This window comes from Paludibacillus litoralis (assembly GCF_037646705.1).
GTDB classification, from domain to species: Bacteria; Pseudomonadota; Alphaproteobacteria; order Rhodobacterales; family Rhodobacteraceae; genus Pikeienuella; species Pikeienuella litoralis.
Genome location: NZ_JBBHER010000004.1, coordinates 256,429 through 271,750, shown reverse-complemented (window position 1 = coordinate 271,750; position 15,322 = coordinate 256,429). Strand labels below are relative to the sequence as shown.

The following is a 15,322-nucleotide window of genomic DNA, read 5'->3' as shown; positions in this document are numbered from 1 at the left end:
TGGGTAAGGGATTTCTATCCTCGCCGGACATGGCGAAAAATTGACTTTTGAGAGGGGCGCGCACAGAAAGCGCCACCCCGGACGGCGCAGACAACGATAAAACGACTCACAGAGAGGTGTGATATGTCTTCCAGAAACACGGTTCGCTTCGCACTGGCGGCGGTCCTCGGCTTCGCCGTGGCGAGCCCTGCGGCCGCGGCCACGAAATGGGTGATGGCCTCCGGCTACCCCGAGGCCAGCTTCTTCACGAAGAACCTTCGCATGTTCATCGAGGAGATCGAGACGGCGACCAATGGCGAGCTGACCATCGATCTTCGCCCCAATGGCGAGCTGATCAAGCTCGACGCGATCAAGCGGTCCGTGCAGTCGGGGCAGATCCCGATCGGCGAGATCCGGTTCGGCGTCTACGGCAACGAAGACCCGATGTTCACGCTCGACAGCGTCCCCGAGATCGCCGGCAATTACGACGCCGCCTGGCGGCTGATGGAGGCGCAGGCCCCGTATTTCGACAAGGTGCTCGGCGAGGCCGGCATCGCGGTGCTGGCCTATGAAGCCTGGCCCGGCCAGGGCTTCTACACCAAGTTCGAGGTCGAATCGGCCGACCAGTTCGACGGTGTGAAGCTCCGCATCTATTCCGAAGCGACGCAGCGGATGGGCGAGCTTCTGGGCTTCCAGGCCACGATCCTGCCCTTCGCCGAGGTTCCGCAGGCCTTCTCGACCGGGCTGATCGACGCCATGTTCACCTCGGCCCAGACCGGCAACGACGTGCAGGCGTGGGATTTCATCGATCACTTCACCTACACCGGCACGATGCACAACAAGAACGGCATCATCGTGAACAAGCGCGCGCTGGCCAAGCTCGACCCCGCCGTGCGGGACGCGGTCGTCGCCGCCGGCGAGAACGCCACCAGGCGGGCGTGGGAGCTGAGCAAGGAGGCGAGCGAGATCACGCTCGAAAACCTGCGCAAGGCCGGAATGAAGGTGGCCGAGGCCTCTCCGGCGCTTCAGGCCAGGCTGGACGAGGTCGGCGCGGAGATGGTCAAGGAATGGAGCGCCAAGGCGACGCCGGAACAGCAGGCGGTCATCGACGCCTATCTGAAATCCGCCGACTGACACTCCAACTGACGCCGACCGGCCCCGACGATGAACGTCGCCGGGGCCGGCGGCCTCCAGACCGGAGATCATGATGCTGAGACGGGCCCTCCGCCGCATCTACACGGTTTGCGGCTACGCCGCCGCCGCGTTCCTCGTCGCCATCGCCGCCGTCACCCTGCTTCAGGTCGTGGCGCGGCAGGCCGGCGTCGCGATCGAAACCATCGAGGTGGCGGGGTTCTGTCTCGCGGCCTCCACCTTTCTCGGGCTCGCCCACACCTTCGTGAACGGCGCCCATGTCCGGGTCAGCCTCGTCTCCCAATCCGTGCCGCCGGCCGTGCGCCGCTGGATCGAATTGTGGTGCTGCGCCGTGGGGTTCGCGGTGGTGGCTTACGCGGCGTGGAACATGGCGCTCTACACGCTCGAATCCTGGCAGTTCGGCGACATCAGCCCCGGCCTCGCGGCGGTGCCGTTCTGGATTCCCCAGTTGGGCGTGGCCGTCGGGATGATCGTCATGGCGATCGGCATTCTCGAACAGGCGACCCTGGTCTGGATCGGCGAAGAGCCGGACTACGCGCAATCTTCCGACGCGGCGATGGAGTAAGGGCGGATGGATGGTCCCCTGATCGCGTCGCTGGTCATCGCCGGGTCGCTCCTGCTCCTGCTGAGCACCGGCGTCTGGATCGCCCTGTCGCTCATGGGCGCCAGCATCATCACCTTCCTGCTCTTCACGCCGATGGATCCGGGCCAGATCGTGGCCTCGGCGATCTGGGGCGCGAGCTGGGACTGGGCGCTCACGGCGCTGCCGCTGTTCATCTGGATGGGCGAGATCCTGTCGCGCTCCGGTCTCTCCTCCAATCTCTTCTCCGGCCTCGCGCCCTGGCTCGCGCGCTGGCCGGGCGGGCTGATGCACATCAACGTGGTCGGCTGCGGGGTGATGGCGGCCGTCTCCGGCTCCTCCGCCGTCACCTGCGCCACGGTCGGCCGGATCAGCATCCCCGAGCTGCAGCGGCGCAATTACGATGAGCGAATGATGATCGGCTCGCTGGCCGGATCGGGGACCTTCGGGCTCCTGATTCCGCCGTCGATCATCATGATCGTCTATGGCGTCATCGCGCAGCAATCCGTCGCGCGGCTGTTCATCGCCGGGGTGGTTCCCGGCCTGATGCTGGTGGCGCTGTTCTCCAGCTATATCGCCGTCTGGTCCTGGCTCAACCCGAGCAAGGCGGGCGAGACCCCGGAGCGCATGAGCTTCCGGGAGAAGATCCGCGCCTCGCGGCAGCTGATCCCGGTTCTGGCGCTGATCGTGGCGATCATCGGCTCGATCTATGGCGGGATCGCGACCCCGACCGAGGCCGCGACGATCGGCATCGTCGGCGCCTTGATGATCGCGGCCTGGAACCGCACGCTGTCGTGGAGCGCGTTCATGGAGAGCCTGCTGTCCGCCACGCGCATCTCCTGCATGATCGCGTTCATCATCGCCTCCGCCGCCTGCCTCACGATCGCCGTGGGCTTCGCCGACATTCCGCGCGCTCTGGCCGGGTGGGTCAACGCGATGGAGCTGTCGCCCACCGGCCTGATCGTCGTTCTGACCGGGTTCTTCGTGATCCTCGGCTGTTTCCTCGAAGGCATCTCGATCCTGGTTCTCTCCAGCTCGGTGGTCCTGCCGATGATCGCGGCCGCCGGCATCGACCCGATCTGGTTCGGGATCTACGCGGTGATCGTCATCGAGGTGGCCCAGATCACGCCGCCGGTCGGCTTCAATCTGATCGTCCTGAAGTCGATGACGGGGAGGGGGCTCGGCGAGGTCACGCGCGCCACGCTGCCCTTCCTCATGCTTCTGCTGGTCGCGGTCGTGCTGATCACCGCCTTCCCCGGCATCGTCACCTTCCTGCCGAATTACATGATCCAGTAACGCCGTTCGGGCGCCGCCGGCGCGGCGCCCGGAGGCGGGGGCGATCCGGGGCGGGGCGCGCGGCGGCGCGCGCCCGATTTGCCTTGCGCCGTCCGATCGGTCACTTGAAACGGGTTGACCCGGGCGGCGAAGCGGCGCGGGGTGGCGCGATCAGTCGATTTCGGAGTGGGACAACGTGTTTTCGCCGGCCTTTCCATCCTTCCCGGCTCCGCGGCGCGCCGCCGCCGGGCGGGCGCGCTCCCGATGAGCGCGGCCGGGGCGTCCGCGCCCGTCGCCGTCCGCGGCGCGCGCCTCGCGCAGCTCTCTCCCTCCTATTTCGGCATGGTCATGGCGACCGGGATCGTCTCGCTCGCGGCGGCGCGGATGGGGTTTTTCGGCCTCGCATGGGCGATCTTCCTGCTGAATGTCGCGGTCTACGCCCTGCTCTGGGGGCTGAACGCGCTCCGGGCGTTCAGGTATCCGCGCCGCTATCTCGCCGATCTCATCAGCCACAAGACCGCGCCCGGCTTCTTCACCTTCGTCGCGGCGACCGGCGTTCTCGGCGCGCAGGTCATCGTGCTGACCGGGTGGCGCGCGGTGGCGCTCGGGCTCTGGTTCGTCGCGCTCGCGCTCTGGTTCGCCCTCACCTACACGATCTTCACCGCCTTCACCGTGAAGAAGGCGAAGCCGCCGCTGGTGCGCGGGCTGAGCGGCGCCTGGCTCCTGTCGGTGGTGGCGACGCAGTCGATCGCGGTTCTGGCGGCGATGCTGGCGGCGGGCGTCGTCGGGCCCTATCGGATCGAGCTCAACTTCTTCGCCCTCTCGATGTGGCTCTGGGGGGGGATGCTCTACATCTGGGTGATGACGCTGATCTTTTACCGCTACATGTTTTTCCGATTGTCGCCGGCCGATCTCTCGCCGCCATACTGGATCAACATGGGCGCGATGGCGATCTCGACCCTGGCGGGGAGCCTCCTGATCGCGAATGCGGGGGACGCGCCGTTCCTCGCGTCGATCCTTCCGTTTCTCAAGGGATTCACCGTGTTCTACTGGGCGTCCGGGACCTGGTGGATTCCGATGCTGGTGATCCTGGCGATCTGGCGGCACGGCTACCGGCGCTTCCCGTTGACCTATGATCCGCTCTACTGGGGCGCGGTGTTCCCGCTCGGCATGTATTCCGTCGCGACCTCGGAGATGGTCGAGGGCTTCGGCTTCGCATTCCTCGAATGGCTGCCGCAAACCTTCTTCTGGGTCGCGCTCGCGGCCTGGGCCGCCGCGTTCATCGCGCTGCTCCGCAACCTGAACGCCGTCAGACGCGCCGGCCGCGCGGCCTGACTCAGGCCCGGCCCGCGCGCGGGACGATAGTATTCGCGGCGTCCTTCGGGCGATATATCGCTTTCAGGCGCGCTTCCTCGCCATATTGTGCAATAGACAAATGTTTACGACTCGTTTCGTCGTGGGTACGCTTCCATGAATACTGGGGGGATTCTCATGATTGAGCGGCCGGACTTTCTCGTCAGCGGCGATGTCGCCAGGCTTTTTCCAATTCTCGCGGAGACAAGCAAGGAGAAGCGCGTCGCGTCGATCGTCCTCGCGGTGATGACGCAGATCCCCGCTCTCGCCGAAGATGTTCTCGCGACGGTCGGCCTGCGCATCGGAAAGCGAACCCGGATCGGCGCCTTCACCGAGGTCGTCCTCAAGGAGGAGACGGACGTCGGATGCCGGCCGGACGGGTTGATCGTCGTCGACACCGGACGATCCAGGTGGTCCGCGCTGGTCGAGGCGAAGATCGGCCGGAACGAGCTGACGAATGAACAGGTCCAGAAATACGTGGAGCTGGCCCGGGCGAACAGGATAGACGCCGTGATCACGATCTCGAACCAGTTCGTCGCCCGCGCGGACCATTCCCCCGTCTCCATCCCGAAGATGCTCCTGCGCAAGGTCGGCCTCTTTCACTGGTCCTGGCCAAGGCTTGCGACAACCTGCGAAATCCTCGGCTATCACGGGGCGGTCGAGGGCCCGGAGCAATCCTATCTTCTCGACCAGCTCAATCATTTCCTCGCGCATCCGGCCACGGGCGTCGAGCGCTTCACGCAGATGGCCCCGTCCTGGAAAGACATCGCGCAGGCCGTGTCCAACGACGCGGCGCTGAAAAGATCCTCCCCCGAGGTCGAGGCGGCGGTCGCCAGCTGGTTCGCCGAGGAGCGGGATCTCTGCCTCCACATATCCAGCCATGTGGGCCGCGAGGTGACGGCCCGGATCGAACGGAGATTCGCCGACGATCCGGGCGCGCGCTTGAAGGATCAGAGCGCGAAGCTGGTGGATCGCCATGCGCTCTCATCGACCATCCGCGTGCCGGATTGCGCCTCCGACATCGAGATCTGCGCCGATGCGGCCCGGCGCACGATTTCGGTCTCGATGATGGTGAAGGCCCCGGCCGACCGGAAATCGACCAAGGCGCGGGTGAACTGGCTGCTGCGGATGCTTCCCGACGATGACGACCGCTTGCTGGTGCGCGCGCATTGGCCGGGGCGGGGCGCGCCGACCAGCAAGGCCGTCGCGCGGCTCAGGGCGGACCCCGCCGCGATCCAGAACGACAATCCCGGCGCCGTGCCGCACAGCTTCGAGATCCTGCTGGTGGAGGGTCTCGGCAAGCGCTTCGCGGGGCGCAGGACCTTCATCGAAGACCTCGAACGGATCGTCCCGGGTTTCTACGACCTGGTGGGCGTGAACCTGAAATCTTGGCGGGCGCCGCCGCCGAAGCCGGTCAAGCCGCGGGACGCGCCCGAGCTCGGCGCGCCGGAGGAGGCCGATCCGGCGGAGGCCGGGGCTCTTCCGGCCGGGGAATAGAAAACGGCCGGCCCATCGGGGCCGGCCGCCAGGCGCGTGCGGGCCGCTTCCGCCCGGATCAGATCCGGAAATACTTCTCGCGCGCGACGATATACGGGCTGTCGATGCTCTCGGACCGCGTGCGGACGATGTTGAGCGCCTCGATGAAGCTCTCGGTCGTCTTCTTGGTCAGCGCATCGTCCGAATCGCGCAGCTCCTGAAGGATGTCCCTCGCCGCCGCGGCCCCCGCCTCGACGATGTCCTCGGGGAACTGGCGCACCATGACGCCGTGATCGTTGACCAGCGTCTGCAGGGCGCGCGGATCGTTCGCGAAGAAATCCGACGAGACCTGATCGTATTCCGCCTGCGCGACATCGCGGACGATGGCCTGGAGATCGTCGGGCAGCGCCTGATATTTCGCCTTGTCGACGACGAGCTCGGTGGCGAGGCCGGGCTCCACGAAGCTCGGGAAGTAGTAGTTCTTCGCCACCTGATAGAAGCCGAGCGCGAGATCGTTGTAGGGGCCGACGAACTCGGCCGCGTCGAGCGTGCCGGACTGCAGCGCCTGGAAGATGTCGCCCGCCGCGAGATTGGTGACGGTGACGCCGAGCTTCTCCCACACGCGCCCGCCGAGGCCGGGGGTGCGGAAGCGCAGGCCCTTCACCGAATCAAGCCCGGTGAGCTCGTCGCGGAACCAGCCGCCGGCCTGGGTCCCGGTGTCTCCCGAGAGGAATCCCTGAACGCCGAACTGGTCGTAGACCTCGTCCCAGATCTCCTGGCCGCCCATGTAGCGCACCCAGGCCGTCAGCTCGCGCGAGGTCATGCCGAAGGGAACGCCGGTGAAGAAGGTGAGGGCGGGGGACTTGTTCTGCCAGTAATAGGCCGCGCTGTGCGACATCTCGGCGGTGCCGTCGATCACGGCGTCGAGCGACTGGAGCGCCGGGACCAGTTCGCCCGCCGAATAGACCTGGACCGTGAGGCGCCCGCCGGAGGCGGCCGTGATTCGGTCGGCGAGCCGCTGCGCGCCGACGCCGAGCCCGGGAAAGTTCTTCGGCCATGTCGTGACCATGCGCCAGGTGATGTTGCCCTGCGCGATCGCAGGCGCGGCGAGCGCGCTGGCGCCCGCGCCGATCCCGGCGGCGCCGGCGGTTCTGATGAACGAACGACGGTCCATTATATCACTCCCTTGTAAACGAATCTTGAGAACCGGCGTCCCATTTACGTAGCGGCGCCGCCCGGTTCCAGTCATTGATGGTCCCACAGGTCCGGGATCTCTCTTGTATATTGATGGGCATTCTGGTCAATATGGATGAAGGCTGAATTCGCGGGCTATATTGCTTGACGCGAGCGGCCGACATTTGGCATCACCCGCCCCGGCGGCCGGGGTCGCCGGTTCGGCATCATGTTCAGGAGACGGCGTAGTGAAGAATGGTCGGCTGTTTTCACGGGGACGCAGGCGCTCCGCGAGCGAGGCGGAATGGGCGTGATGCTTCAGGCCACGGGCCTGACCAAAGAGTTCAAGGGTTTCGTCGCCGTCAACAATGTCGATCTCTCCGTCGAGAAGGGCACGATCCACGCGCTGATCGGGCCGAACGGCGCCGGCAAGACCACCTGCTTCAACCTTCTGACCAAGTTTCTCCAGCCGACCTCGGGCAAGATCGTCTACGCGGGCCGCGACATCACCGGCCTCTCTCCGGCGGCGATCGCGCGGCTCGGCATCGTGCGCTCGTTCCAGATTTCGGCGGTGTTCAACGATCTGACCGTGCTGGAGAACGTCCGGATCGCGCTTCAGCGCAAGCGCGGCGAGAGCTATGATTTCTGGCGCTCGGAGCGGGCTCTGGCGCGGCTGGACGACCAGGCCCGGGCGCATATCGACTCGGTCGGGCTGCTGGAGTTCGTGAATCACCGCGCGGCGGAGCTCTCCTACGGCCGCAAGCGCGCGCTCGAGATCGCCACGACGCTGGCGCTCGATCCCGAGATGCTGCTGCTGGACGAGCCGATGGCCGGCATGGCGCAGGAGGATGTCGAGCGGATCTCCGCGCTGATCCGGCGGATCGGGGAGGGCAGGACCATCCTGATGGTGGAGCACAACCTCTCCGTGGTCGCCAATCTCTCGGATCGGATCACGGTCCTCGCGCGGGGCGAGATCCTCGCGGAGGGCGCCTATGACGAGATCTCGAACGCCCCCGAAGTGATCGAGGCCTATATTGGAGCCGCCGATGGCTGACGCGCGCACATCTCCGCCCCCGAGCGCCGCCGCAAAGAGCGCGGCCGGCGCGCTGCTGTCGGTCAGCGGGCTCGAAGGCTGGTATGGCGAAAGCCAGGCGCTGCACGGCGTGGAGTTTCATGTCCATCAGGGCGAGGTGGTGACGCTGCTCGGGCGCAACGGCGCCGGCAAGACCTCGACGCTGGGCGCGATCATGGGCATCCTCGCCAAGCGCCGCGGCTCGGTCGCGTTCAACGGCGTCGAGACCATCGGCATGCAGGCCCGCCAGATCGCGCGGCTCGGCATCGCGATCTGCCCGGAGGAGCGCGGGATCTTCTCTTCGCTGAGCGTCGAGGAGAACCTGATGCTGCCGCCGCGGATCGCCGAGGGCGGGCTGTCGGTCGCGCGGATCTACGACCTGTTTCCGAACCTGCTCGACCGGCGCCGCAGCCAGGGCACGAAGCTTTCCGGCGGCGAGCAGCAGATGCTCGCCATCGCCCGGATCCTGCGGACCGGCGCGCGGCTCCTGTTGCTGGACGAGCCGACCGAAGGGCTCGCCCCGGTCATCGTCCAGCAGATCGGCCGCACCATCGCGGAGCTGAAGAAGGCCGGCTTCACCATCGTGCTGGTCGAGCAGAATTTTCGCTTCGCCGCGTTGAACGCGGACCGGCATTACGTGATCGAGCAGGGCAGGGTGATCGACATGATCCCCAACGCCGACCTTGAGGCGAACACGGAAAAGATTCAGGGCTACCTGAGCGTTTGACATTGAAAACCGGCGCGTCATGCGCCGCGACATGGGAGAGACGAAATGTTAGCAAGATTCGCCATGACCGCCGCCGTTCTCGGCGCGATCGGAGCCGCCCCGGCTCTGGCGCAGGACATCAACGTCAAGATGGGCGTGATGAACGACCGTTCCGGGATCTACTCGGACCTGACCGGCGAAGGCTCGGTCGTCGCCGCGCGCATGGCGGCCGAGGATTTCATGGCCGAGGAGGGCGGGCTCAACATCGAGATCGTCTCCGCCGACCACCAGAACAAGCCGGATATCGGCTCCAACATCGCCCGCAAGTGGTATGACGAGGAGGGCGTGACCGCGATCCTCGACGTGCCGACCTCGTCGGTCGCGCTCGCCGTCGCCCAGATCACCCACGAGAAGAACGGCGTTCTCGTCAATTCCGGCGCCGGCTCCACCGCGCTCACGCATGAGCAGTGCCTGCCGACCACGATCCACTGGACCTATGACACCGCGGCCCTCGCCAACGGCACCGGCAAGGCGATGACCCTGGCCGGCGGGAAGAAATGGTTCTTCCTCACCGCGGATTACGCCTTCGGCCATTCGCTTGAAGAGAACACCGCCGCGGTCGTCGAGGCCAATGGCGGCGAAGTCGTCGGCACCGTCAACGTGCCGTTCCCGGCCACCGATTTCTCGTCCTTCCTGCTGCAGGCGCAGGCCAGCGGCGCGGACGTGATCGGGCTCGCCAACGCCGGCGGCGACACCGTCAACGCGATCAAGCAGGCCGAGGAGTTCGGCATCACCCAGGCCGGGCAGAAGCTCGCCGCGCTGCTCTTCTTCATCACCGACGTGCACGCGCTCAGCCCCGAGACCCGGGCCGGCCTCTCGATGACCGAGGCCTATTACTGGGATGAGAACGACGGCACGCGGGAATGGTCGAAGCGCTTCCTGGAGCGTCACGGCTCGATGCCCAGCATGGTTCAGGCCGGCGTCTACTCCAGCGCGCTGCACTATCTCCGCGCGGTCAAGGCGGCCGGCACCACCGACGGCCGGGTGGTCGCGGACAAGATGAAGGAGATGCATTTCGACGACGTCCTGTTCGGCAAGGGCTATATCCGGGCCGACGGCCGCGGCATCCACGACATGTATCTCTTCCAGGTGAAGACGCCGGAGGAATCGTCGGGCGAGTGGGATCTCTACAACAAGGTCGCCACGATCTCCGGAGAGGACGCGTTCCTGCCGATGCTCGACAAGTGCGATTTCTCGAAGAAGTAAACGCGAGACGCGCAAGGCGGCGCGTCGGATGATCCGGCGCGCCGCTCAGCATTGATGGAACGATAAAACGGGGCCCGCGCCATGTTCGAACTTCTGGGCATACCGCCGCAAGTGCTGATGGGACAGCTGCTTCTGGGGCTGATCAACGGCTCTTTCTACGCGGTGCTCTCCCTCGGCCTCGCGGTGATCTTCGGCTTGCTGAACATCATCAACTTCTCCCATGGCGCGCAGTACATGATGGGCGCCTTCGTCGCCTGGATGCTGCTCACCTATCTCGGGATCGGCTACTGGCCGGCGCTGATTCTGGCGCCGCTGATCATGGGCGTCTTCGGCGTCCTGCTGGAGCGGTTCACGATCTCGCAGCTCTACCATCTGGATCATCTCTACGGTCTGCTGCTGACCTTCGGGGTCGCGCTGATCCTGCAGGGGCTGTTCACGAACTATTACGGCGTGTCCGGCCTCCCGTACCAGATTCCCTCCGTGCTCAGCGGCGGGTGGAATCTCGGCTTCATGTTCCTGCCCGTCTATCGCGCCTGGGTCGTGGTGGCGTCTCTGCTGATCTGCTTCGGCACCTGGTTCATGATCGAGAAGACCCGGCTCGGCGGCTATCTTCGCGCCGCGACCGAGAACCCGGTTCTGGTCGGCGCCTTCGGCATCAACGTGCCGCGCATGATCATGCTGACCTACGGCTTCGGCGTCGCCCTGGCGGGGTTCGCCGGGGTTCTGGCCGCGCCGATCTATTCGGTCAATCCGAACATGGGCGCGGATCTGATCATCGTCGTCTTCGCGGTCGTGGTCATCGGCGGGATGGGCTCGATCCTCGGCTCGATCCTGACCGGGTTCGGGCTCGGCATCGTCGAGGGGCTGACCCGCGTCTTCTATCCGGAGGGATCCGCAGTGGTGATTTTCGTGATCATGGCGATCGTGCTCCTGATCAAACCCGAGGGTCTGTTCGGGAGGGCCGCGTGATGGCGATGAAGGCGCATGCGGCCGCCGCCGCCGCCGCCGGATCGGCGCCCGCCCCGCGCGGGGTCGGCATGCCGGGGCTGCACAAGGCGATCTTCGTCGGGCTGCTGGCGCTGCTGATGGTCGCGCCGTTCCTGCTCTATCCGGTCTTCGTGATGAAGCTGATGTGCTTCGCGCTGTTCGCGGCCGCGTTCAACCTGCTGCTCGGCTTCGGCGGGCTGCTCTCCTTCGGCCACGCGGCCTATTTCGGCGGCGCGAGCTATATCGCCGCCCACGCCGCCAAGGTCTGGGGGCTCACGCCGGAGCTCTCCGTCCTCTGCGGCGCGGCGGCGGCGGCGTTTCTCGGCCTCGTGATCGGCTCGCTGTCGATCCGCCGTCAGGGCATCTATTTCGCGATGGTGACCCTCGCCTTCGCGCAGATGCTCTATTTCGTCGCCCTTCAGGCCGGCTTCACCGGCGGCGAGGACGGCATCCAGTCGGTGCCGCGCAACGACCTTTTCGGCCTGATCTCGATGCGCGAAGACATCAACCTCTATTACTTCGTCCTCGCCGTGACCTTCGGCGGCGTCCTCTTTCTCTACCGGGTCACCCATTCGCCGTTCGGGCAGGTCCTGAAGGCGATCCGCGAGAACGAGCCGCGCGCGGTCTCGCTCGGCTACCAGGTCAACCGCTACAAGCTGCTGGTCTTCGTCCTCTCGGCGACGATGGCGGGGCTGGCGGGGGCGATGAAGAGCCAGGTCTTCCAGCTCGCCTCGCTGACCGACGTGCACTGGATGATGTCCGGCGAGGTGGTGCTGATGACCCTTCTCGGCGGCATGGGCACGATCTTCGGGCCGCTGGTCGGCGCCGCGGTGATCGTGACGATGCAGAACTATCTCACCACGTTCGGCGCCTGGGTGATGGTGATCCAGGGGGCGATCTTCGTCCTCGGCGTGCTCCTGTTCCGCGAGGGGATCATCGGCGTCCTCTCCCGCTGGCTCAAGCGCCCGCTATAGCGTCAGGCGGCGCCTCGTTCGGGTGAGGCGCCGCCCCGCCGCGCCTCACGCGAAGAGGAGACTGTCGTAGGCCGCCGCGCCCTCGTGGCCGAGGATGATGTCGATGGTCGAGATCCCCGCCGCCGTCTCGTAGGTGAGGAGGACGCCGTCCGCGGCCCCGGTCGCGACCGAGAAGCCGTCGCGCTCCGCCAGGCTGGCGAGCGCGTCCAGCGAGCGGACGATGAGGGCGGAGCCGTTGGCGAATCCATCCTCGAACCGGCCATTCTCGAAGCCGCTGAAGATGAGCGAGTCGCGCTCGTCGAAATTGAGCTCGAGCGCGCCGTCCACGGCGCGGCCGCCGGAGAGCGTGAACCGGTCGGCGCCCGCGCGCCCCTGCGGCGCCGGCCCGTCGCCGCCGTCGACGATCTGATCGACGGCGCCGAGCGTGAGCCCGTCCACCGTCAGCGCCGCTTCGTTTCCGTCGTCGAGCGAGAAGCGGATCACCGCCGCGCCGGCGCCGTCGCCGCGCGCGACGCTGGCGAGAGGATGGCGCGCCAGCGTCGCGAGATCGCCGAGCGAGGCGATCTCCAGCGCCGAGCCGTCCGCCGCGCGCGCGCCGAAGATCCCGCTGAAATAGCCGGGCGGAAAGCCGTCGAGGTGGATGGTCTCGCCGCCCGCGAAATCCGGCGCCTCGATCAGGAGATCCTCCGGCCCGGCGCGCTCCTCCGGCGGGGCCGGGGGGGCGGTCGGCGGCGTTTGCGGCGCGGCGTCGCCGAAGCGCGCCGCGAGCGCCTGGGCGGAGTCGCCCTGGATGGTCAGCCGATAGCCGCTGTCGATCGGGTCGAAGCCGTCCCGTTCGAGGTCGAAGGAGATGGTGACGCCGTCCTGGTCGAACGTGAACCGCGCGAGGCCGAGCCTGGCCAGTTCGGCCAGCGCGGCGTCGCTCTGGATCAGGACGTCATGGCCGCCATCGTCGAACCGGATGTGGCGCGCGCCGCTCTGCTCGAACACGGTGAACGGGGTCTCCGTGGTCAGCGTCAGGCTGTCGCCGCCGGCGAGGGCGAGATTCTCGATCAGGTCATGGCCGCCGTTCGGGCCGTCCGGGATCTTGAAGACGAACGCGCCGTCGTCGCTCCGGGCGCCGCCATCGCCGCCGTCGGCCACGTCCGATCCGTCGCCGCCCCGGGCCGCGTCGTCGCCGCCGCCGCCCTCGCCGCCGCCCTCGCCATCGGCCACGTCCGGTCCGCCGCCGTCCCCGGCCGCGCCGTCGCCGCCGCCGCCGTCGGCGTGGTCCGAGCCGCCGCTCTGGTCCTGGCCGTCGCCCTCGGTCTTGTCGCCATCGGGGGCTGGCGGCGGCGTGTCGTCGTCGGCGCCGCCGCTCGGCCCTCCGTCCTCCGCGTCGCCCCGGTATGTCGCGGCGTAGCCTTCCAGCCGCACCACGTAATCGGGGACGCCGCGCCCGTCGAGATCGAAGACGATCTCCAGGTCGCCCGCCGCCGTCTCGTTCAGGCTGATATTGCGGTTCTCCGCCAGCTCCGCGAGCGCCGCGTCGCTGGAGATCACCGCTGAGCGGCCGACGAGCACGAGCGCGCTGTCCGGGCCGGGCCGGTCGCCGAAGAACCCGTGGGAAAATCCGTCCGTCAGGCTGATATGGTCGCCTTCCGCGAAATTCAGGTCGGTGATCACGTCGGTCTCGAAGCCGCCGCGCGCCGGCGCGCTCAGGCTGAACATGTCGCCCCGCGCGCCGCCGGTCATCACGTCGTCGCCGGCGCCGCCATAGAGCGTGTCGAGCCCGTCGCCGCCGATGAGGCGGTCGTCGCCGTCGCCGCCGTTCAGCTTCACGTCCGGCGCGTCGCTGAGCTCGGCCGCGACGAGAACGTCGTCGCCCGGGCCGCCGGAGACCAGATCGGGCGGCGTCGTATTGATCGCCGCCGCCGCTTCGATCAGCCACGGGGCGAGGTCGCGGACGCCGCCGATGTCGAGCCCGATCAGGGCTGAAACATCGGTCGCCGGGTCGTCCAGAAGCTGCGGGAACAGCCGGCCCCAGAAATTCGCGGAGATCGGGTTCGTCGTCAGCATCGCATTGTCCGCGATCGCGACGTCATGCGCCGCCTGCTCCTGCGGGGTGAGGTGGAGGACGCGAACGCCGTCGCCGTCCTTCGCGCCGACGACGAGGTTCTGCTCGACCGTCACATCCTCCGGCATGTGGCCGCGGCTGAGATCGAACGCGCCGTCGGTCCCGCGCCGGGCGTCTGTGGTGATCGTGATCCAGGGGTGCCCGTCCGTCGAGCTGGGCATGGTCGGGTCCAGCGGCGCCGGCAGGATCGTGTTGTGGTGGACCTCGGCGCCCTCCACGTCGCTGACCACGATCCCGTGCGGGTGCGAGGTGTTGATCAGGTTGTCGTGGATCGAGAAATTCTTGAACACGATGTTCTCGATGTCGCCGGAGGATTCCGCGATCCTCCCGAAGATGGCCTGGGTCTGGCCGGCGTTGCCGCCGCCCTGCAGCATCACGTTGCCGCTGATCTCCAGCCCGTCTATCCCGCGCGAGCCGTGTGTGCCCCAGTACTGGATGAAATCCGAATGGTCGCGCATGAAATCGTCGGTGGCGGACAGCATCGGAAAGAAATTGTCGAAAAGATTGTCGGCGATCAGGATGTCGTTCGACTCCGTGATCGTGATCCCGTCGTTGCGGATGTCATGCAGGTGCGAATCCCGCACCGTGACGCCGTCCATGTCGCGGATGACGACCGCCGTTCGGTGCGTCGCGACGTCCACGCGCTCCAGCGTCACGTCCTTGCTGTCGCGCAGGGTGACGCCCACGCCGTGTGGCTGGCCTTCAATCGGCTTCACGGCGCCGTAATTGGCGCGCGTCAGGTCTTCCTGCGCGATCCCTTCGCCCGGGCCCGGAACCCTGCCGACCACGGAGATGTCGCTCAGGACGATGTCTTCGGATCCGTGAATGTTGACCTGGATGAGCTGATCGAGCGGCTCGTCGTCGGCGAGATGGAAGTTGATCGATTCGAGCCGGATCCCCGCGCTCTCCATGATGGCGAACCGGCCGCCGAACACCGTCGGCGCGTCCGTGTCCGCGCTGGTGATGGTCACCGGGTTGGTGAAGGTGAAGTTCCTGAGGGCGAGGCTCGAATAGTCTCCGCTCTGGAGTTCGATGCGTTCGCCGCCCTTCGCCTGCTCGACGGCGGACAGAAGTTCAGCGCTGCTGGAAACGGAGATTTTCAATTCGGAACCCTCGCCCGGTGTGGTTTATTGGAATCCGGCGGGCCGGATTCATCGGATCGACAGTCGCGGCTGACGCGATAGACCAACGCGAAATCCGTAGCATAACGCAG

General features: G+C 66.9%; 12 protein-coding genes. 10 read left to right on the top strand and 2 right to left on the bottom strand.

Translation table 11 applies throughout. The features are described 5' to 3' along the window. Positions 1 to 123: 123 nt before the first annotated feature. The 5 genes from WG921_RS08080 to WG921_RS08060 all read left to right on the top strand — a co-directional run bounded on the left by WG921_RS08080 (position 124) and on the right by WG921_RS08060 (position 5,836). A complete protein-coding gene (locus WG921_RS08080) occupies positions 124 to 1,113 on the top strand; it encodes a TRAP transporter substrate-binding protein (protein WP_340108702.1) in 990 nt (329 codons plus the stop codon). Between the two features lie 73 nt (positions 1,114 to 1,186). Further along, positions 1,187 to 1,696, top strand: coding sequence for a TRAP transporter small permease (locus WG921_RS08075; RefSeq protein ID WP_340108701.1), 510 nt, complete (start codon positions 1,187 to 1,189; stop codon positions 1,694 to 1,696). Between the two features lie 6 nt (positions 1,697 to 1,702). Continuing rightward, the gene (locus WG921_RS08070) at positions 1,703 to 3,007 is read left to right on the top strand and encodes a TRAP transporter large permease (protein WP_340108700.1); all 1,305 of its coding nucleotides are present in this window, start codon (positions 1,703 to 1,705) and stop codon (positions 3,005 to 3,007) included. Positions 3,008 to 3,250: 243 nt separating this feature from the next. Next, positions 3,251 to 4,321: a tellurite resistance/C4-dicarboxylate transporter family protein gene (locus tag WG921_RS08065; RefSeq protein ID WP_340108699.1), complete on the top strand. Its 1,071-nt coding sequence runs from the start codon at positions 3,251 to 3,253 to the stop codon at positions 4,319 to 4,321. A gap of 156 nt (positions 4,322 to 4,477) precedes the next feature. After that, positions 4,478 to 5,836: a hypothetical protein gene (locus WG921_RS08060; RefSeq protein ID WP_340108698.1), complete on the top strand. Its 1,359-nt coding sequence runs from the start codon at positions 4,478 to 4,480 to the stop codon at positions 5,834 to 5,836. A gap of 58 nt (positions 5,837 to 5,894) precedes the next feature. Here the strand turns inward: WG921_RS08060 and WG921_RS08055 are convergent, their stop codons facing one another. Then, complete coding sequence (locus WG921_RS08055; RefSeq protein ID WP_340108697.1) at positions 5,895 to 6,989, bottom strand: TRAP transporter substrate-binding protein; 1,095 nt, start codon at positions 6,987 to 6,989, stop codon at positions 5,895 to 5,897. 303 nt (positions 6,990 to 7,292) lie between these two features. On the opposite strand from WG921_RS08055, the gene WG921_RS08050 reads away from it, so the two are divergent. From WG921_RS08050 to WG921_RS08030, 5 genes are all read left to right on the top strand, one after another. Next, positions 7,293 to 8,042 (top strand): ABC transporter ATP-binding protein, encoded by a 750-nt coding sequence (locus tag WG921_RS08050; RefSeq protein WP_340108696.1) that lies wholly within the window; start codon positions 7,293 to 7,295, stop codon positions 8,040 to 8,042. Beyond that, entirely contained in the window at positions 8,035 to 8,787 is a 753-nt protein-coding gene (locus tag WG921_RS08045) for an ABC transporter ATP-binding protein (protein WP_340108695.1), read from the top strand. The genes WG921_RS08050 and WG921_RS08045 overlap by 8 nt, the downstream gene beginning before the upstream one ends. Before the next feature lie 63 nt (positions 8,788 to 8,850). Next, on the top strand, positions 8,851 to 10,032 hold the full coding sequence (locus tag WG921_RS08040; protein WP_340108694.1) for an ABC transporter substrate-binding protein: 1,182 nt from the start codon (positions 8,851 to 8,853) through the stop codon (positions 10,030 to 10,032). Between the two features lie 81 nt (positions 10,033 to 10,113). Next, entirely contained in the window at positions 10,114 to 11,001 is an 888-nt protein-coding gene (locus WG921_RS08035; protein WP_340108693.1) for a branched-chain amino acid ABC transporter permease, read from the top strand. Between the two features lie 5 nt (positions 11,002 to 11,006). After that, complete coding sequence (locus WG921_RS08030; RefSeq protein ID WP_413788574.1) at positions 11,007 to 11,993, top strand: branched-chain amino acid ABC transporter permease; 987 nt, start codon at positions 11,007 to 11,009, stop codon at positions 11,991 to 11,993. A gap of 45 nt (positions 11,994 to 12,038) precedes the next feature. On the opposite strand, the gene WG921_RS08025 is transcribed toward WG921_RS08030, so the two are convergent. After that, positions 12,039 to 15,212, bottom strand: coding sequence for a hypothetical protein (locus tag WG921_RS08025; RefSeq protein ID WP_340108692.1), 3,174 nt, complete (start codon positions 15,210 to 15,212; stop codon positions 12,039 to 12,041). Positions 15,213 to 15,322: the final 110 nt, after the last annotated feature.